Origin of the sequence: Paenibacillus gallinarum (genome assembly GCF_014836635.1) — a bacterium.
Taxonomy (GTDB): Bacteria; Bacillota; Bacilli; order Paenibacillales; family Paenibacillaceae; genus Paenibacillus; species Paenibacillus gallinarum.
Genome location: NZ_JACSQL010000002.1, coordinates 559,477 through 577,569 on the forward strand (window position 1 = coordinate 559,477; position 18,093 = coordinate 577,569).

22 protein-coding genes are annotated in these 18,093 nt (G+C 41.5%); 19 read left to right on the top strand and 3 right to left on the bottom strand.

Annotation, left to right across the window (positions count from 1 at the left end; all coding sequences use genetic code 11):
• Positions 1–18: 18 nt before the first annotated feature.
• The 18 genes from accC (at position 19) to H9647_RS07795 (ending at position 16,072) form a co-directional block, all read left to right on the top strand.
• Positions 19–1,362 carry an acetyl-CoA carboxylase biotin carboxylase subunit gene (gene accC, locus H9647_RS07710; protein ID WP_191799158.1) on the top strand — a complete coding sequence of 448 codons (1,344 nt, stop codon included), beginning with the start codon at positions 19–21 and terminating at the stop codon, positions 1,360–1,362.
• A 117-nt stretch (positions 1,363–1,479) separates the two neighbouring features.
• Positions 1,480–1,893, top strand: coding sequence for an Asp23/Gls24 family envelope stress response protein (locus tag H9647_RS07715; protein WP_191799159.1), 414 nt, complete (start codon positions 1,480–1,482; stop codon positions 1,891–1,893).
• Positions 1,894–1,998: 105 nt separating this feature from the next.
• Positions 1,999–2,538, top strand: coding sequence for an alkaline shock response membrane anchor protein AmaP (gene amaP, locus H9647_RS07720; protein ID WP_191799160.1), 540 nt, complete (start codon positions 1,999–2,001; stop codon positions 2,536–2,538).
• 13 nt (positions 2,539–2,551) lie between these two features.
• Positions 2,552–2,785 (top strand): DUF2273 domain-containing protein, encoded by a 234-nt coding sequence (locus H9647_RS07725; RefSeq protein WP_191799161.1) that lies wholly within the window; start codon positions 2,552–2,554, stop codon positions 2,783–2,785.
• Positions 2,786–2,930: 145 nt separating this feature from the next.
• Positions 2,931–3,380: a transcription antitermination factor NusB gene (gene nusB / locus H9647_RS07730; RefSeq protein WP_191799162.1), complete on the top strand. Its 450-nt coding sequence runs from the start codon at positions 2,931–2,933 to the stop codon at positions 3,378–3,380.
• Positions 3,381–3,403: 23 nt separating this feature from the next.
• The gene (folD, locus tag H9647_RS07735; protein WP_191799163.1) at positions 3,404–4,261 is read left to right on the top strand and encodes a bifunctional methylenetetrahydrofolate dehydrogenase/methenyltetrahydrofolate cyclohydrolase FolD; all 858 of its coding nucleotides are present in this window, start codon (positions 3,404–3,406) and stop codon (positions 4,259–4,261) included.
• Positions 4,262–4,275: 14 nt separating this feature from the next.
• Positions 4,276–5,637, top strand: a complete 1,362-nt coding sequence (gene xseA / locus H9647_RS07740) for an exodeoxyribonuclease VII large subunit (RefSeq protein ID WP_191799164.1) — start codon at positions 4,276–4,278, stop codon at positions 5,635–5,637.
• The gene (xseB, locus tag H9647_RS07745; protein WP_191799165.1) at positions 5,627–5,881 is read left to right on the top strand and encodes an exodeoxyribonuclease VII small subunit; all 255 of its coding nucleotides are present in this window, start codon (positions 5,627–5,629) and stop codon (positions 5,879–5,881) included. Before xseA ends, xseB begins: the two co-directional genes overlap by 11 nt.
• Positions 5,878–6,780 carry a polyprenyl synthetase family protein gene (locus tag H9647_RS07750; protein ID WP_404822594.1) on the top strand — a complete coding sequence of 301 codons (903 nt, stop codon included), beginning with the start codon at positions 5,878–5,880 and terminating at the stop codon, positions 6,778–6,780. Before xseB ends, H9647_RS07750 begins: the two co-directional genes overlap by 4 nt.
• A 127-nt stretch (positions 6,781–6,907) precedes the next feature.
• The gene (gene dxs, locus H9647_RS07755) at positions 6,908–8,815 is read left to right on the top strand and encodes a 1-deoxy-D-xylulose-5-phosphate synthase (RefSeq protein ID WP_191799166.1); all 1,908 of its coding nucleotides are present in this window, start codon (positions 6,908–6,910) and stop codon (positions 8,813–8,815) included.
• A 36-nt stretch (positions 8,816–8,851) separates the two neighbouring features.
• Positions 8,852–9,679 (top strand): TlyA family RNA methyltransferase, encoded by an 828-nt coding sequence (locus H9647_RS07760; RefSeq protein ID WP_191799167.1) that lies wholly within the window; start codon positions 8,852–8,854, stop codon positions 9,677–9,679.
• A gap of 106 nt (positions 9,680–9,785) precedes the next feature.
• The gene (locus H9647_RS07765; protein ID WP_191799168.1) at positions 9,786–10,268 is read left to right on the top strand and encodes a hypothetical protein; all 483 of its coding nucleotides are present in this window, start codon (positions 9,786–9,788) and stop codon (positions 10,266–10,268) included.
• A 36-nt stretch (positions 10,269–10,304) separates the two neighbouring features.
• Complete coding sequence (ahrC, locus tag H9647_RS07770; protein ID WP_160033425.1) at positions 10,305–10,754, top strand: transcriptional regulator AhrC/ArgR; 450 nt, start codon at positions 10,305–10,307, stop codon at positions 10,752–10,754.
• 155 nt (positions 10,755–10,909) lie between these two features.
• On the top strand, positions 10,910–12,649 hold the full coding sequence (gene recN, locus H9647_RS07775) for a DNA repair protein RecN (RefSeq protein WP_191799169.1): 1,740 nt from the start codon (positions 10,910–10,912) through the stop codon (positions 12,647–12,649).
• Positions 12,650–12,749: 100 nt separating this feature from the next.
• Complete coding sequence (gene spoIVB / locus H9647_RS07780) at positions 12,750–14,084, top strand: SpoIVB peptidase (RefSeq protein WP_191799170.1); 1,335 nt, start codon at positions 12,750–12,752, stop codon at positions 14,082–14,084.
• 186 nt (positions 14,085–14,270) lie between these two features.
• Positions 14,271–15,080 (top strand): sporulation transcription factor Spo0A, encoded by an 810-nt coding sequence (gene spo0A / locus H9647_RS07785; protein ID WP_191799171.1) that lies wholly within the window; start codon positions 14,271–14,273, stop codon positions 15,078–15,080.
• A 122-nt stretch (positions 15,081–15,202) separates the two neighbouring features.
• Positions 15,203–15,481, top strand: coding sequence for a hypothetical protein (locus H9647_RS07790; protein WP_191799172.1), 279 nt, complete (start codon positions 15,203–15,205; stop codon positions 15,479–15,481).
• 111 nt (positions 15,482–15,592) lie between these two features.
• Positions 15,593–16,072 carry a hypothetical protein gene (locus H9647_RS07795; protein WP_160033417.1) on the top strand — a complete coding sequence of 160 codons (480 nt, stop codon included), beginning with the start codon at positions 15,593–15,595 and terminating at the stop codon, positions 16,070–16,072.
• A gap of 93 nt (positions 16,073–16,165) precedes the next feature.
• Here the strand turns inward: H9647_RS07795 and H9647_RS07800 are convergent, their stop codons facing one another.
• On the bottom strand, positions 16,166–16,762 hold the full coding sequence (locus tag H9647_RS07800) for a thymidine kinase (RefSeq protein ID WP_191799173.1): 597 nt from the start codon (positions 16,760–16,762) through the stop codon (positions 16,166–16,168).
• A gap of 151 nt (positions 16,763–16,913) precedes the next feature.
• Between H9647_RS07800 and H9647_RS07805 the strand changes: the two genes are divergently transcribed.
• Positions 16,914–17,159 carry a hypothetical protein gene (locus tag H9647_RS07805; protein WP_191799174.1) on the top strand — a complete coding sequence of 82 codons (246 nt, stop codon included), beginning with the start codon at positions 16,914–16,916 and terminating at the stop codon, positions 17,157–17,159.
• A 47-nt stretch (positions 17,160–17,206) separates the two neighbouring features.
• On the opposite strand, the gene H9647_RS07810 is transcribed toward H9647_RS07805, so the two are convergent.
• Both H9647_RS07810 and H9647_RS07815 read right to left on the bottom strand, forming a co-directional pair.
• Complete coding sequence (locus H9647_RS07810; RefSeq protein WP_191799175.1) at positions 17,207–17,581, bottom strand: potassium channel family protein; 375 nt, start codon at positions 17,579–17,581, stop codon at positions 17,207–17,209.
• A 93-nt stretch (positions 17,582–17,674) separates the two neighbouring features.
• Entirely contained in the window at positions 17,675–17,959 is a 285-nt protein-coding gene (locus tag H9647_RS07815) for a DUF2627 domain-containing protein (RefSeq protein ID WP_191799176.1), read from the bottom strand.
• Between the last annotated feature and the right edge of the window lie 134 nt (positions 17,960–18,093).

Consider the following 18,093-nt stretch of genomic DNA (forward strand, 5'->3'; position numbering starts at 1 on the left):
CCAAAGGAGGATATATAAATGAATTTTCAAAAAATATTGATTGCTAACCGCGGTGAGATTGCCGTTCGGATTATTCGTGCCTGTAAAGAACTTGGCATCTCAACGGTAGCTGTCTATTCAGAGGCAGACCGAGATGCGCTGCATGTACGTCTTGCAGATGAGGCGTATTGCATCGGACCTGTTCTTTCAAAAGAGAGTTATCTTAATATTACAAATATTATGAGTGTTGCAACCCTAACAGAATGTGATGCAATTCACCCTGGCTATGGTTTTTTAGCTGAGAATGCTGATTTTGCAGAAATTTGTGAGTCTTGCAATATTTCGTTTATTGGCCCATCAGCAGAGGCTATTACCAAAATGGGAGACAAAGCGGTTGCAAAACAAACGATGAGAGATGCAGGAGTACCTGTTATTCCGGGATCTGATGGACTGGTTGAAGATTTAGACCAAGCAGTTATGATTGCCCGCGATATCGGCTATCCTATTATTATTAAAGCTACCGCAGGCGGTGGAGGTAAAGGGATTCGCATCGCAGAGGATGAGGAATCTCTTGTCAAACAAATTACAGCGGCTCAGCAGGAAGCACAAAAAGCTTTCGGAAATGCCGGCGTTTATCTCGAAAAATTCTTAACAGGTATGAAACACGTAGAGATTCAGATCATTGCAGACAAGCATGGTAATGCGGTTCATTTAGGGGAAAGAGACTGCTCCATTCAGCGCAGAAGACAAAAGCTGATTGAAGAAGCACCGTGTCCGATCCTAAGCGAAGAAACGCGTCAAAGTATGGGAGATGCTGCAGTACGTGCTGCACTGGCTGTAAACTATTCTGGAGCGGGAACTCTTGAATTTTTGCTTAGCCCAGACGGGGATTTTTACTTCATGGAAATGAATACCAGAATTCAGGTAGAACATCCTGTTACAGAAATGGTTACAGGCGTCGATCTGATCAAAGAAATGATTTCTGTAATTGAAGGGAATCCGTTGTCCTTTACCCAGGAAGACATCGTGATTAACGGTTGGTCTATTGAATGCCGAATTAATGCAGAAGATCCTAGCCGTAATTTTATGCCTGCTCCAGGTAAAATCAATTTCTATTTGCCTCCTGGAGGCCCAGGCGTAAGAGTAGACAGTGCTGCGTACCAAGGTTATAACATCCCGCCATATTATGACTCTATGATTGCAAAACTAATTGTATGGGCTCCTACACGGGATGAAGCGATTAACAAAATGAGACGTGCGCTTTCTGAGTTTGCGGTAGAAGGTATTCCTACTACGATCCCATTCCATATGAGATTGCTTGAGCATCCGGTGTTTGGCAAAGGTGATTTTGATATTAAATTTTTGGAAGAAAACGAGATTTAAATGTCATAATAAGCTTGTTTGTCATAATGTCCAGCGAATGCTATAGTATGAATAATAAGTACGCGTGTCTTCTTGTGGACGTGAGGAAACTTAAACTTTGAGAGGTGTGTTGATATCATGAGCACATTGCCGACGGAATTCGAAAGAACAGAGATTGGTGAAATTCAGATTGCGCCAGAAGTGATTGAAGTAATCGCAGGTCTTGCAACCGTTGAAGTCAGCGGTGTAGCAGGAATGAGCGGTGGATTCGCTGGTGGCTTTGCTGAACTGCTTGGTCGTAAAAATTTGTCCAAGGGTGTAAAAGTCGAGGTTGGTCAACGCGAGGCTGCAGTTGACGTTTCTGTTATCATCGAATATGGAAATCGTATTCCTGATGTAGCTTCTTCCATCCAACAAAATGTGAAACGCTCCATTGAAAACATGACAGGTTTAACTGTTGTGGAAGTCAATGTGCAGGTACATGATGTTCAGTTCAAAACGGCTGAACGTATGGATGACCAGACTGAGCTGACTCCACAGCGTGTGAAATAAAATAATTGACCTAAACCCCCGGTGATCGCACCAGGGGTTTAGTCCTTCCTTTTTGACTGGATGTAAAGCTTTTTTTATTTGTTGATTGAGGAGGTTATTCTGTTCGTGGCTAAAATACTGGACAGGCTTTTGCTGTTTATCTACAGTTTAAGTGTTGGCATTATATCTGTACTGATAATCCTCCTTTTAAGCGGTCTTACTCCTGATATTGTTCCGAGTCAGTATAATGAAATGACGACTATTATTGTTATTTCGGTTGCCGCTGTTCTGTTTTTACTTAGTATGCGGTTCTTCTATATTTCTGTTCGCAGAGACCAAGGTTCGCTGCCATCTGTTGATCAGCGGACGGAGTATGGCGATGTCCAGATTTCGATGGAAACGATTGAAAATCTTTGTCTGAAGGCTTCATCTAAATTCCGAAGTGTTCGTGATGTAAAGTCTCGTATCCATGTTACGGAAGCGGGTCTTGAGATTACAATTCGTGCGATCGTTGACGGAGAAAGTTCGATTCCGCAGCTGACAACAGAATTACAGAAAGCAATTCATGACTATGTACAAGAAATTACAGGAATCCCGGTATCTCATGTATCGGTATATATTGCTAATCTTGTGCAATCACCGAACTATAAGAGCCGAGTAGAATAGAGGTGACTCACGGATGCCGTGGAAAGAAATCTGGGAGAGTCATAGAGGTCGGATTACTGGAATTGCCGGAGGATTATTTTTCGGTATTGTTTATTTGATGTTTGGTTTTTGGGATATGTTGTTCTTTGCACTCGTGGTGTTTATCGGATATACGCTTGGCAGAAGAAGTGATGAGAGATTACCCCTTGTTTTTCCTTGGAGAAACTGGATGGGGTATCTATCTGAACGCTGGCGTCCATTCAAATAAGACCTGTGATATGCTATTTTTGCCAAAAAGAGCTGCAGTTTCTTCATGTCCATTTTTGGGAAAAAATCAGCATGCCATAGGTTTTTTTTGTGTGAAGAATAAGGATAATAGGTTATGTATATGAGAAAGAAGCAGGAGGCAGGAAATGAAAAGACGTTTGGCGAGGGAATTTGTAGTACAAAGTCTGTATTCAATGGAAATGAACGCTGTGGAGGCTGAGCAAGCAGTAAATATGCTCTTTCAGGAAGCAGCGGAAGAGAATGAAGGGGAAGTTGAAGTTAAGAGTGAAGATGCAATGCGTGCATACGTACTTGAGCATGTTCGCGGGGTATGGGAAACTAAAGATGCACTCGACAAACTTCTTGTCGATTATCTGAAAGGCTGGCAAGTAAGCCGTCTATCCAGAGTCGATCGTCAAATTTTGAGATTGGCAGCTTATGAGATGTTGTATCGTGAAGATGTACCTGCAAAAGTATCTGTTAACGAGGCGATCGAGTTGTCCAAACATTTTGGTACAGTGGAATCCGGTAAGTTCGTTAATGGTGTACTTGGAAAAATGATTCAGGATATTGATACTTTGAAATCAAACCTCTAGTCAAATCAAGGGAGAGAAGAGACATGACGGCAACGATTATTAGCGGAAAACAAGTATCTGAAGAAATTCGTAGAGGAATAACAGAAGAAGTGACACAGCTGAAAGAACAGGGCGTTGTTCCAGGGCTTGCTGTAGTTCTTGTTGGAGAAGACCCAGCTTCACAAGTTTATGTACGCAATAAGGAAAAAGCGTGTCATGATCTTGGTTTCTATTCTGAAGTACACCGCCTTTCTGCAGATACGTCTGAAGAAGAGCTTCTTGCACTAGTTGATCGTTTGAACCGTCAGATGAGTATTAATGGAATTTTGGTGCAATTGCCTCTACCGGGGCATATTGACGAGAAGAAAGTGATAAATGCAATTTCCGTGGACAAAGATGTAGATGGATTCCATCCTATAAATGTTGGTAATTTAGTGATTGGAGACGACAGTTTGCTTCCTTGTACACCGGCAGGAGTTATTGAACTTATCAAGCGTACCGGGCTAGAAATTAGCGGGAAACATGCCGTTGTTATTGGTCGCAGTAACATTGTAGGTAAACCGGTATCTCTGCTTCTACAACGCGAAAATGCTACAGTGACCATGTGTCATTCACGTACAGCGAATATGCAGGAGCTTGCAAAGCAAGCAGATATCCTTGTTGTAGCAATTGGCCGTGCTAACTTCATTGACGCAAGTTATATTAAAGAAGGCGCAGTTGTCATCGACGTAGGCATGAATCGTCTAGAGACTGGAAAACTTGCAGGCGATGTTGATTTTGAAAGTGCAAAAGAAATATCGGGTGCGATTACCCCTGTTCCTGGTGGAGTGGGACCGATGACAATTACGATGCTCATGCAAAATACGCTGCTTTCCGCAAAACGTGCTCATGGTCTGAATTAAAAAGGGGTGTTCTGATGGCAGAACAGCGGATTTACTCTATAAAAGATATCAATCGTTATATTCGAATGAAGATGGATTCAGATAACCTGTTGTCTAGTGTATGGATCCGCGGGGAAATATCGAATTTTACGCATCATTCGAGCGGTCATATGTACTTTACCCTGAAAGATGAAGGAAGCCGAATTAAGTCGATTATGTTTGCAACACATAATCGGCGTCTTCCCTTCATTCCGAAGGAAGGAGCGAGAGTCATCGCTCAAGGAAATATCACCGTATTTGAACGAGATGGACAATATCAATTTTATGCAACCCAAATGCAGCCTGACGGTATCGGCAGTCTGTATTTGGCTTATGAACAATTAAAAAAGAAACTAGAACAAGAAGGCCTGTTTGCTGCGCAGCGCAAACGTCCTTTGCCACGATATCCAAAAACGATTGGCGTAATCACCTCACCGACTGGTGCAGCAGTGAGAGATATTATTACCACCATCACTCGCCGCTATCCACTTGCTGAGGTTATTTTATATCCTGTGGTTGTACAAGGTAAGGCTGCTGCGGCATCGATCGTAAGAGCGCTTCGCGCGGTGAATCAAATGGAAGAGGCAGATGTGGTTATTGTAGGCCGCGGAGGCGGCTCTTTAGAGGAACTGTGGGCGTTTAATGAGGAGATCGTCGCAAGAGCGATTACGGAGTCTGAAATTCCTGTCATCTCAGCGGTAGGTCATGAAACCGATTTTACAATTGCTGATTTTGCCGCAGATGTTCGTGCAGCTACCCCAACAGCGGCGGCAGAACTTGCCGTTCCGCACCAATTGGAACTGAAGGACCAAGTTGACGTTATGAAGCGCAGATTGAAGCAAAGTTTGATGACGAGAGCAAGACATGGAAGGGAACGCCTGAATCAGTTATCCCGTTCATCTGTGTTAGTGAACCCAAGCCGTTCTCTAATTCAGCACACAGAGCGATTAGATCAGCTGACCATGAGACTTTCGCGATCTACAGATTCTAAGCTGCGTTTTGCACGTGAAAAACAAGAACGGATGAAGATCTCTTTGTCCAGATTTAATCCATCAGATCAAGTTGCCGCAGCTCAGAAGCAGGTTATACAAAACCGGAGACAGCTCGAAGCTGCAATGCGAATTCAAATAAAAGAAACACGTCAGAAGCTAGGATCAAATCTTAGGCATCTGGACGCATTAAGTCCTTTGAAGGTAATGTCGAGAGGCTATAGCCTTGTCTATAATGAGGACGAAAAACAGCTTGTGAAATCAACCAACGATGTATTACCAGGTGATGTAATTAAGATCAAGCTGAGTGATGGCGGACTCTCCTGTCAAGTGTGGGAAATAAAGGAGGATAATAAGGATGACAAATGAAGCGGAACTCAGTTTTGAAGCAGCGATGGCTGAACTCGAATTAGTGGTTAACCAGCTCGAACGAGGGGATGTTCCTTTGGAACAAGCGATCGAGCTATTCCAACGTGGAATGAAGCTGTCTCAGCTCTGTAATCATAAGCTTGAGCAAGTAGAACGCAAAATTGAGATTATAGTAGAAGAAGATGGAGCTTACCGCAAACAAGCATTTGGAGGCATGGAAGAAGAGGGCGGTGTCTCTCTGTGACGAGACCTTCTGTAGAGCTCTATATCCAGAACATCGCTGACATACTCATGAATGAACTTGAACATGTTATACCGGCGAATTGGGATGTACCAACTCATTTAAAAGAATCGATGATGTACTCGCTTATGGCGGGCGGAAAAAGACTACGCCCTGTCCTCGTGCTTGCAGCTACAGAAGCCTTTGGAGTAGATCGTAAAGCGGCATTACCGGTAGCGGCTGCCGTAGAGATGGTGCATACCTATTCACTTATCCATGATGATCTTCCGGCTATGGATAATGATGATTATCGCAGAGGAAGACTCACGAATCATAAAGTGTACGGAGAAGCTATGGCAATTCTCGCTGGAGATGCGCTGTTAACGCATGCTTTTTACAGTATTATTCAATCTGGTAGAAAGTATGGCATCCCTGCGGATCGTTTGCTTGATATCGTTGAAGATTTATCTGAATATGCGGGTGCACGCGGAATGGTCGGCGGTCAGGTTGCGGATATGGAAGGTGAGCAAGGAATGACCTCTATGTCTCAACTAGAATATATCCATCTTCACAAAACAGGAGATTTAATGATTTTTTCGCTTGTAGCGGGAGGTCGTATCGCGGGAGCAAACGAAGAACAACTTCAAGCTTTACGTATTTTTGGACGAGATTTGGGGCTTGCTTTTCAGATACAGGACGATATTCTTGATCTGATCGGTGATGAACAGAAACTTGGAAAGAAAACACAGAGTGATGTTGCCCAGCAGAAGGTAACTTATCCTTACTTTATTGGGATGGAAGAATCTGTAGCTGAAGTGAAACGCCTTACACAATCGGCTAAGGATGCACTTATTCAAGGGGAAATTCCTGACCCAGCACGTCTATTTGAAATAGCAGATTATCTCATGAAACGGGATCATTAATCTGAAAACCGCCTAAAATCATGATCGGAAAATGACGAAATTTATGATTTAGGTTGTGATGTGATATAATGGGGACTATGTTTGGAGATACTTATCAAAAATTTATGAAGGAAAGCGGGGATTTCACGTGCTGCTTCCACAAATTAAGGAACCTAACGATCTGAAATCATTGTCTGTGGATGAACTAGTCTCTCTATCTGAAGAAATACGTCAATTTCTCATTGAGAAGCTATCGTACACAGGGGGGCATCTGGCGCCGAATTTGGGAGTGGTAGAGCTCACGGTTGCCCTGCATTACTGCTATAACAGTCCAAAAGATAAAATGATATATGATGTTGGTCATCAATCTTATGTTCATAAGGTACTTACAGGGCGTATGGACCGCTTTGATACGCTTCGCAAATATAAGGGAATGTCTGGATTTGTGAAACGAAATGAAAGTGAGCATGACGTCTGGGAAGCCGGTCACAGCAGTACTTCACTGTCAGCTGCCATGGGGATGGCTTATGCCCGGGATCTAAAAGGCGAAGACAACAAGGTCATTGCGATTATTGGTGACGGCGCATTAACAGGCGGTATGGCTTTTGAAGCACTGAATCACATCGGTCATGAACAGAAAAAAATGATGGTTATTCTAAATGATAATGAAATGTCTATTGCACCTAATGTCGGGGCTATGCATAATTATTTGAGTAAAATTCGTTCGGATCGTCATTATTTGAAAGCTAAAGATGAAGTCGAATATTTATTAAATAAAATTCCTGCTATTGGCGGAAGATTAGCTAAATCCGCTGGATGGCTGAAAGACAGTTTTAAATATATGATGGTACCAGGTGTTCTTTTTGAAGAACTTGGTTTTACTTATCTTGGACCTGTTGATGGTCATGATTTGCCGAAACTGATTGAAACATTTAAACAAGCAGATAATGTAAATGGTCCGGTTCTTGTTCATGCAGTAACAACCAAAGGTAAAGGTTATAAACCGGCAGAAGCCGATTCTGTTAAATGGCATGGTATTTCCCCGTATAAGATTGAATCAGGACAAGTACTGAAATCAGTGGGAAATCCGATGTATACCGATATATTTGGTCAAACCTTAATTGAACTTGCAAAACAGGATGATCGAATTGTTGCTGTCACTCCTGCTATGCCGGGTGGTTCAGGCCTCATTCCATTTAGTAAAGAGTTTCCTGACCGGATGGTCGATGTAGGAATTGCAGAACAGCATGCGGCAACAATGTGTGCATCACTTGCTATGGAAGGTCTTAAACCCGTATTTGCTGTTTATTCAACCTTCATGCAAAGAGCATATGATCAAATCGTACATGATATCTGCCGGCATAATGCTAATGTCATGTTTGCTATTGACCGTGCAGGTTTCGTAGGACCTGATGGGGAAACTCACCAAGGTGTCTATGATGTGGCGTTCATGCGTCATATTCCAAATATTGTGATCATGATGCCTAAGGATGAGAATGAACTTAGACATATGATGAAGACGGCACTCGAATATAATGATGGACCGATTGCTTACCGCTATCCTAGGCTCAATGTTGTCGGTGTTCCGATGGATCAGGAACTGAAGACGATTCCAATTGGTTCCTGGGAGACACTAAGACAAGGTGAGAAATACAGCATTATTTCTGCTGGCCCAATGATCCAGGTGGCGGAAGAAGCTGCAGAAATGCTGAAACGCGATGGTATGCAGGTAAGTGTAATTAATGCCCGATTCTTCAAACCACTGGATCATGAACTCTTAATGGAGCTTGCTCAGAATGATACGAAGATGATTGTACTTGAAGAAGCTTGTGAAGCAGGCAGTCTCGGAAGCAGCATACTTGAATTTTTCTCTGAAAAAGGAATGTATGAAGCAAAAGTTCATCTTATGGGGATTCCAGATTTGTTTGTTGAACACGGCAGTGTGAAGGAACAACGGGAAGAGGTCGGTCTTACGGCAGAATCAGTGTGTGAGGAAATGCGCAAGCTAAAGTTGCAATATGCTTATGATCTTCCAAAAACAAGTCTGCCTTCCTGAGCCCATCACTTAAATATTTTGGAACAGGAGAAACTCATGTCAGTCCCTAAAGAACGAATTGATATATTATTGGTAGAACAAGGGTTTTATGCAAGCCGTGAAAAAGCAAAAGCCGCCATTATGGCGGGGCTTGTTCTGGCTGATGAAGAACGGATTGAGAAGCCAGGAATGAAAGTTCCTAGAGAGTCCGTTTTAAAGGTAAAAGGTGCAGTACATCCTTATGTGGGCCGCGGAGGTTTGAAGCTGGAAAAAGCGATCAAACACTTCCATCTGAACATGGAAGGAAGAACGATGCTCGATATTGGTTCGTCCACTGGCGGATTCACCGATTGTGCTCTGCAGCACGGCGCTGCTCATGTGTATGCAATTGACGTAGGTTATAATCAGCTGGACTGGTCATTACGTAATGATCCGCGCGTAACGGTGATGGAAAGAACCAATTTCAGATATGTAACTCCTGAAGATCTTGCAGGACCTGTACCTGATGTAGCGAGTATTGATGTATCTTTTATTTCCTTAAAAATCATTCTTCCTCCGCTGCTGAATCTGCTTAAGCAACCCGCAGATATTGCTGCGCTGATCAAGCCTCAGTTTGAGGCTGGCCGTGAGAAGGTTCCTAAAACAGGTGTTATACGAGAGCCTAAAGTGCATGCAGAAGTGCTGCATTCCATTATTGCATATGGGAAGGAACTCGGCCTTGAACTCCAAGATCTCACCTTCTCTCCAATTACAGGAGGCGAAGGAAATATTGAGTTTCTTGCACACTGGAGATTAAATCCTCCTGAGATGAGGACAGAATCATCCATAGATACAGATGCTTTGATTCAGTCTATCGTGAAACAAGCATCGAATACATTTACCTGAAACTCATCTTCGGATGAGTTTCTTTTACTGAAAAGGGATACTCACCGGCTATCCACTACAGGAAATTGAACTTAAGTTCACGAATATTTTCTGTAGAGGTGGTTGCATGGAAGGTCAATATGACAAAGTGGTTATCGTATTTTTTGGTTTAACCGTGTTGATCTGGATATTATATGGTGTACGTAAATGGCTTCAAGACCCTGCGCCTGAACATATGCCTGATCTTGTGTTAAACGAAGAAATTCAGGAACATCCGGCTCTTCGTATTTTAGAGAGAGAAGGATATGAAGTTATTGGTGGGAAATTAAAGGTTCCGCTCTCTTTTCAGGTGAATCAAAATACGCTCTACAGCAGATTATTTATTGATTATGTAGCCGAGAAGGAAGACGAGGTTTATATCGTAAAAACATCCCGAAGCCGGATGCCTGTTGAATGGACTGGGTCAGGGATTAGAGATCGAATGCTTCTGTATCTTTTGCTCTATCCAACTTGTGATGGTCTTCTTTATGTGGATACAGATGAAGATACAGTCAAGCGTATATCATTACTGGATGAAGATGATTATTTGTATGATCCAGGCGATGAGTAAAAATGAATAATAATTGCACGACAATTGGAGGCATGTATGAAAGGGCAACGACATATTAAAATTCGCGAAATCATCAGTCAAAATGATATCGAAACACAGGACGAGTTGGTGGAAGCACTGCGTAAGTCTGGATATCAGGTAACGCAAGCTACCGTCTCAAGAGATATTAAAGAACTTCTTCTTATAAAGGTGCCTACAGAAGATGGCAGGTATAAATACTCTTTACCGACAGATCAAAGGTATAACCCGGGACAAAAATTAAAACGGGCTTTAGTCGATAATTTTCTTAGTATCGATCACACTACGAATCTTGTGGTTATGAAGTTCCTTCCAGGTACAGCAAATTCCGTAGCAGCGCTCCTTGATAACATTGAATGGCCGGAAATTATGGGAACAATCAGCGGTGATGATACCATCCTTGTGATTTGCCGAACCGAAGAAAACAGTAAGTCATTCATTAATCAAATCATGGGATACATTTCGTAAAATATAATAAAAAAGTGAGCGAACATACGTTTCTTTTTCGAAGAAAATAGTGTAAAGTATAAACGAAGATGAAAAAAGCAAACGGACGTTCCCTAAGGTTTTTTTTTGGGGATGTAATTACACGTAATTTACGTGATCATCGGAGGTGCAATGCTGTGCTTTCTACACTATCTATTCGCAATTTAGCAGTTGTTGAAGCTGTGGATGTCCATTTCCATGCGGGATTTCATGTACTTACCGGGGAAACGGGCGCAGGTAAATCAATTATTATAGATGCACTTGGTCTTATTGCTGGAGGCAGAGGATCAGCTGATCTCATACGATATGGCTGTGATAAAGCGGAAATGGAAGCGATGTTTGAACTTCCAGGATCTCACCCCGTATGGCAGACATTAGCGGGGCTTGGTATCCAGGCTAAACCAGACGAGCATTTGATTATACGTCGAGAACTCATTTCCACGGGGAAAAGTGTATCTCGAATCAATGGACAACTAGTTAACTTGACCATGTTACGTGAGGTTGGAGAACAGCTTATTAATATCCATGGACAACATGAACACCAAAGTTTATTGCGGGCAGAGAAGCACTTAGGTCTGCTCGATACATATGGAGAAAGTATCATTGGTCCGATAAAGCTGAAATATACAGAGCAATATAAAGCATTTGTGAAAGTAGAAAAAGAAGTTCGTCAGCTTCAAGAGTCAAGCCAAAAAGCATATCAATTACTTGATATGTACCGGTTTCAGTTAGAAGAAATTGCTGCCGCTAACCTTGTACCGGGTGAGGATGAATTACTGCATGAAGAAAAGGTCAAACTATCCCATAGCGAAAAAATGATGGATTCCGTTGCAGGAGCTTATGATATTCTCCAAGGTTCTCAGGGGCTAGAGGCGGTTAGTTACGCGATCTCTAAGCTTGAAGACATAAGCGGATATGATCAAAGAGGGATTAAACCTATTTTAGAACAGCTTCAGTCTGCTTTTTATCAATTAGAAGATGCTGCTTTTCAGCTTCGCGGGTATCGTGATGATATTGAATTTAACCCAGCGAGACTTGGTGAAGTGGAAGAACGACTGAATATGATTACCGGTCTAAAGCGTAAATATGGAGACAATGTGGAAGCTATTCTCAAATATTATGCCCAAATCGAACGGGAAACGGATCAACTTGAAAATAAAGATGAGCGCATGGAAAAATTACTCGCCGAACGTGATCGTTACTTGGCAGAATTACTCATCACAGCAGAAAAAATGAGTCTAGCTCGTAAGAAATGTGCAGAAGAATTATCAGAAAAAGTGGAACGAGAACTAAAGGATCTACAGATGGAACGAACATCCATGAAGGCTCAGATTTCTGTTGTAGAAGACCCTCGCGGAGTGGAATGGAATGGCCAGCGGATTCGGATTACGAAACAAGGAATTGACAGTGTAGAATTTCTGATATCGGCAAATCCCGGTGAACCCCTTAGGCCCCTAGGCAAGATCGCTTCGGGTGGTGAGATGTCGCGGATTATGCTTGCCCTAAAAAGCATTTTTGCTAGACATGATCAAATCCCTGTATTGATCTTTGATGAAGTCGATACCGGAGTAAGCGGAAGAGCAGCTCAATCCATTGCAGAAAAATTATTTCTTCTATCCTCCACTTGTCAGGTCTTTTCAATTACACATTTACCACAAGTGGCTTGTATGGCAGATCATCAATATCTAATTGAGAAAAAAGTGCACGATGAACGGACAATGACACAGGTCGAAGAACTTTCTGAAGAGGGACGAATTATGGAACTTGCAAGAATGCTTGGCGGTGTTGAAATTACAGAAAAAACAAGACATCATGCACAAGAAATGCTTAAACTTGCGGAAGCCAAAAAAGGGGCTGAAGTACTTACGGAGCAATGATTGACAGTAATAAAAGACCAAGTCCAAGGTTATGTTATAGTTACGCAATTGGCGACCACCTTTCGTCAAGCGAACGAAGCAAAGGGAGTGTGACAGCCACTTGAAGCTTAACCTTGGAAAGAAACTTATTGGACTTATTGTTGTCTTATCTATCTGTCTGTTCGGACAGACCCTATTGCCCGTGTTTAGTTATGCCTCATTGCCAAATGAGCTTCGTTTATTAGCTGGACGGGAGACACACCTCGAAGTATCTGCGCCTGTGGATGCGACCGTCTCTGATCAATCAGAGGTACTGCAAGTAAAGACAGAAACCTCCTCTAAACTTTCGGTTTCTTCCAGGCAACATTCCATTCATCTGAACCCTCAACAAGAGGGAACGACGAAACTTACATGGAAGTTGTTTGGTAAAATCCCGCTTAAAACGACAGATGTGGTTGTCGTACCTGATTTAAAGGTAGTACCTGGGGGACAAACGATTGGAGTTAAGGTAAAGTCAGCTGGTATTCTGGTTGTAGGACATCACCAGGTACACGTTAAGAGTAAGGATCCTGTATCACCAGGGGAAGAGGCAGGAATCAAACTGGGTGACTTATTGACTCATATGAATGGCGAGGCGATCACGGGAGTGAATGCTGTTGCTGATACCGTTCTTGAATCAGGAAAGATGAAGAAACCCATTGATATTACCTTATCTCGCCAAGGGAAGGTCATCAAGACAAAGTTAACTCCTGTTTTTGATGAAGAAGATCAGGTTTGGCGTCTTGGCCTTTACATCCGGGACTCAGCCGCGGGTGTGGGTACTTTAACTTTCTACGCACCAGATCAAGGAGTGTATGGAGCTTTAGGCCATGTGATCACTGACATGAATACGCAAACGCCAATTGTGGTTGGCAGTGGCGAGATTGTTCAGTCTAATGTTACTTCCATCGCAAAGAGCGAATCTGGCGATCCGGGTGAGAAACGAGCTATTTTTACTAAAGAAAGCAGAATCCTTGGAAATATCGAAAGAAATACTCCCTTTGGAATTTTTGGAAAAATGCCTGTTAATCCAGAACACAGTTTATATCAAAAGCCAATTCCTGTCGCATTTGCACATGAAGTGAAAGAAGGACCTGCTGAAATTTTAACGGTTCTTGAAGGACAAAAAGTGGAACGATTCACGGTTGATGTCGTTCATGTCTCACCTCAAGAAAATGCAGCTACAAAAGGACTTGTTATTCGAATTACCGATAAACGTCTCATTGATAAGACCGGTGGTATTGTGCAGGGTATGAGCGGCAGCCCAATTATCCAGAATGGCAAACTTATTGGAGCTGTAACCCATGTTTTTGTGAATGATCCTAAATCGGGTTATGGATGTTTCATTGAATGGATGTTAGAAGATGCTGGCGTAGTAATCCCTAATAAGCAAACAATGAATCTTAAGGCGAGTTAGCCTTAAGATTTTTTGTCGAATACATAAGAAGAAAATCATAAAATGAAATAAAATACAATATTATAAATCAATGGCTAAAAAAAATAAAGAAAATATTTTTCGACAGAAGGATTTTCCTTTTCTATGTCGAAAATCTTAAGCTGTAAGGGAATGAGAATCAACAATTGTCTAAGGGAGGAAAAACATTTGCAAAATATTGAAATATTATTGGCTGATGATAACCGGGAGTTCACTAATTTACTAGCTGAATATATATCTAATCAAGAGGACATGGAAGTAACAGGCATCGCTTATAACGGTGAGGAGGTACTTCAGATCATTCAAGAAGCAAAATCTGTACCAGACGTATTAATTCTTGATATCATCATGCCTCATCTTGACGGTCTAGGGGTGCTTGAACGCTTGCGTGAAATGAATTTGTCTCCACAGCCCAAGGTCATCATGTTGACTGCTTTTGGCCAAGAGAATATAACTCAGCGTGCTGTACAGTTAGGAGCTTCTTATTATATTTTGAAGCCGTTTGATATGGAAGTCCTTGCAAATCGAGTAAGGCAGCTATTTGGTGCACAAGCAATCGCAAGTAATGGTTCTCAAATGATATCCTCCTCCCACAAATCAAATGTTGTACCTATCGGAAAATCAAGAAATTTGGATGCAAGTATTACTTCCATTATTCACGAAATTGGTGTACCTGCCCATATTAAGGGGTACCAATATCTGCGTGAAGCGATCACTATGGTATACAACAACATCGAAATACTCGGAGCTATTACCAAAACATTATATCCGGCCATCGCGGAGAAGTTCAAAACAACTCCATCAAGGGTTGAACGTGCGATTCGCCATGCTATTGAAGTTGCTTGGACTCGGGGTAATATCGATTCGATCAGTCATTTGTTTGGATACACGATTAACATCAGCAAATCAAAACCTACAAATAGTGAGTTTATTGCTATGGTTGCAGATAAGTTGCGGATCGAAAATAAAGTATCCTAATGATGAATTGGAATTGGTCTGTTAACACGTATGGACAAAGCCCTTCGAACCTTATAAAAAAATGCGCTTACCGGAAGAGAAGGTAGGCGCTTTTTCGGGAATGATGAAAGGGGAAGAGACCTATGTTATGGTTAGCGATCATAGGTATTGTAGCTTTATTCTTTATTTGGTTGACTTATAAACGATTTCGCATAGGTAAAGCAGAAAAAACTTCCAATGTGGTCTATTTGGATCATTATCGCAAAATGAATCAAAATAAGACGATGAAAAAAGTCCAGAAGTGTGAAAAATGCAATAAGTATAAAAGACTTCATTTTTATGCAAGTCCTTCTGGAAAAATTACAGGTTTATGCAAAGAATGTGAAGTTAATAATAAAAGTAATCAGATGCTTAGAATATAACCAAAATCCATAGTTTACGACAAGTCCCACTTTTGGTGATAATTACATGCGAATAGCCTTTGCTTTCGTTAAAGAGTTGTAGTACATTAGCAGAGAATAAGGAGGTTTCTAATGTACTCAAGCAAACAAGACGACACACTATATATTATGACATACACACTGAACAGTGGTGTTAAGGGGACAGTTCCATTGTCCAATAAACAGATTCAGGAATGGATCCATTGTTACAGGAACGATACGAAGTTTATTGCAGAGATCGGTAAAGAATTCTTTGGATTAAATCCTTCACTTGTCTCTGACTTTAAAGTTCAAAATCAGTTCTCTGACTATCAGAATGTAATCGTGCCTGTTCAACAACAAGATAATATGGATCGTCTATCAACCGCATATCGTGCCAATGAAATTTTAATGAAAATTGATTGCAAATGTGGAACTGCTTATGTTACCGAGTCTCCGTATAAACGAACAAAGTGGTATTGCACCAAGTGCAAGGAAATTGTATTCTTGGACCCGAAAAAAGGAATGGTAGAGACATCCCGCGGTGATGCTTACTATATGACTAATAAGTATTTTGTTACACGGGAACAATAATGAATAGAATGATGTGCACAGCTACCGCTTTGTCGACAGCTGAAAAATAAAGGAGTGCCGGGTGTATACCGGACACTCCTTTATTTAATTTCCTTAATCACATTTCACTTTGTGAGGAGGAACAAAACATTTGCGGCATCTTGGTTCGTATGCCTCTGAGTCTCCGATCATAACGACAGGACCTAGGGTGACCGGCTCCCCATTGACGATACGCTGGGTAAATGCTGCATCAGGGCTTCCGCATACAGCGCAGAAGGCAGATAGTTTTTCAATATCATCGGACATGGCAAGCAAACCGCCAACAAAACCGAATTCTTTACCGCGGTAATCCATATTTAAACCATCGACGATGACGTGTTTCCCGCAATAAGCGAGTTCTTCGGCAATATCCATAATTTCTCTGCTGAAGAACTGTACTTCATCGAAAGCAACAACATCTGCATCTTTTGTTTGTTCAAGAATTTGTTCCACAATTTGCGGAGTAAGTTGTTTTGGAATGGGGATTGCAGGTAATTTGTAACCGATCCGACTAACGATTTCGTCGATTTCAAATCGGTCATCTTCAACAGGTTTATAGGCAACGACCTTCCGGCGTCCATATTTCATTAATTTTTGACAGCGTCTGATCAGTTCCCCTGATTTTTCACTGAACATGGGTCCGGTAATAACAGTAATACGACCTTTTGACACAGCGATATCTTCCTCTCTTTAGCACAATCCGCTCTAAAACTTTTGGTTTCCCCAAAAGAGCCATTATAGAGTAACATAAATAAAAGCACAGAAGCCACTATTTTGTTAGATCATGGAGTGTAAAATTATGCACAATTTCTTCTAACATGATATGGTTGATAATGATGAGGTGATAATGATGAATAATGATGAAAAATATAGTGCTTGGCAAAAGAAGTTTGAGTTACTGCAAGAAAAGGGAACACTTAGTCCAGATGCAGAAAAATTCATATCTGATTTACTAGCTGAATTCTCCGCTGTACAAGCACAGAATCAACGGTTGAAAAAACAAATATTGCAAAAAGCAACAGGGGATTCGAGAATGTCAACGAAACTTAGAGATGCCCTGTATGAATAAGCAGAAAATAAAAAGCCTTCTTAATTGTTAAGAAGGCATAAGATTTATTATTGTTCAAATTGGTCTACAGATACTGCTTCTTTAGGTCTTTCATCGCTTAACTTTTCCGGAAAAACGATCCCGAGTGTAATTCTAGCGATCATGGCAATCGTAATACCAATCCCTGCAAACATGTAAATGATCGTAAACAATTTGCCAAAAGTCGTAACTGGAGCGAGCGTAGGATGACCGATGGTTGTTAAAGTAACTGCAGAAAAGTAGAGTGCATCAATATAACTCATATTCTCTACACTGGAATAAAAAAGAGTTCCTGAGAGCAGGGTAGCTAAGGTCAAGGTTAAAAGAGCAAGAAATCTCTTATCTTTAAAACCATGGAATAATCCTTTGAGTAATCGTTTGAGTGTAAGTAAAAATGAAATCATGGTCAGAAGCCCCTATCTTCGAAAAAGATATATAAGAGTAACATTATATTGAATCCAGCCGTAAAGGTAAAGTTTCTCATAAGGGGCGTCTGGCTATGCATCCATATCTGGTTTTTGTTTGAAACGAGGTCCGACATAATTACGTTTTCGATCACGAAACAGAATCCAGCCGCCAAGGAAAGCCATGCACGTGGCGAATAGAAGAATGCCTAAGCTGAAGTGAAGCCATTCAAAGCGCGGGACGGTTACAAGATCATCACCATGAGCAGCATAATAATGAAACAACGAATCTTTGATCATTAAAAAACCTTTCATGGCTCCAAGACCAGGAATAACGAGGATGACAATGGCAAGAAAGCGGGAAAGCATAAGCTTCATCGTGCAAAAACCCCTTCTCATACGCATGTAGTATTTCTATATGATACCTTGTCTTCTAGTTACTGTCTATTAGATGGGCTTGTTTTGTGATTCCAGAGAAGTGAGAGTACAATAGAACATAAATTAATAACAAC

What these genes read in the sequence shown, in the direction of transcription:
- nusB (WP_191799162.1), top strand. Translation starts at nt 2,931, where the DNA reads ATGAAAAGACGTTTGGCGAGGGAATTTGTAGTACAAAGTCTGTATTCA.
- H9647_RS07765 (WP_191799168.1), top strand. Translation starts at nt 9,786, where the DNA reads ATGGAAGGTCAATATGACAAAGTGGTTATCGTATTTTTTGGTTTAACC.
- xseA (WP_191799164.1), top strand. Translation starts at nt 4,276, where the DNA reads ATGGCAGAACAGCGGATTTACTCTATAAAAGATATCAATCGTTATATT.
- H9647_RS07790 (WP_191799172.1), top strand. Translation starts at nt 15,203, where the DNA reads ATGTTATGGTTAGCGATCATAGGTATTGTAGCTTTATTCTTTATTTGG.
- H9647_RS07760 (WP_191799167.1), top strand. Translation starts at nt 8,852, where the DNA reads ATGTCAGTCCCTAAAGAACGAATTGATATATTATTGGTAGAACAAGGG.
- H9647_RS07810 (WP_191799175.1), bottom strand. Translation starts at nt 17,581, where the DNA reads ATGATTTCATTTTTACTTACACTCAAACGATTACTCAAAGGATTATTC.
- ahrC (WP_160033425.1), top strand. Translation starts at nt 10,305, where the DNA reads ATGAAAGGGCAACGACATATTAAAATTCGCGAAATCATCAGTCAAAAT.
- H9647_RS07805 (WP_191799174.1), top strand. Translation starts at nt 16,914, where the DNA reads ATGGTTGATAATGATGAGGTGATAATGATGAATAATGATGAAAAATAT.
- H9647_RS07815 (WP_191799176.1), bottom strand. Translation starts at nt 17,959, where the DNA reads ATGAAGCTTATGCTTTCCCGCTTTCTTGCCATTGTCATCCTCGTTATT.
- xseB (WP_191799165.1), top strand. Translation starts at nt 5,627, where the DNA reads ATGACAAATGAAGCGGAACTCAGTTTTGAAGCAGCGATGGCTGAACTC.
- H9647_RS07715 (WP_191799159.1), top strand. Translation starts at nt 1,480, where the DNA reads ATGAGCACATTGCCGACGGAATTCGAAAGAACAGAGATTGGTGAAATT.
- H9647_RS07795 (WP_160033417.1), top strand. Translation starts at nt 15,593, where the DNA reads ATGTACTCAAGCAAACAAGACGACACACTATATATTATGACATACACA.
- accC (WP_191799158.1), top strand. Translation starts at nt 19, where the DNA reads ATGAATTTTCAAAAAATATTGATTGCTAACCGCGGTGAGATTGCCGTT.
- H9647_RS07725 (WP_191799161.1), top strand. Translation starts at nt 2,552, where the DNA reads ATGCCGTGGAAAGAAATCTGGGAGAGTCATAGAGGTCGGATTACTGGA.
- folD (WP_191799163.1), top strand. Translation starts at nt 3,404, where the DNA reads ATGACGGCAACGATTATTAGCGGAAAACAAGTATCTGAAGAAATTCGT.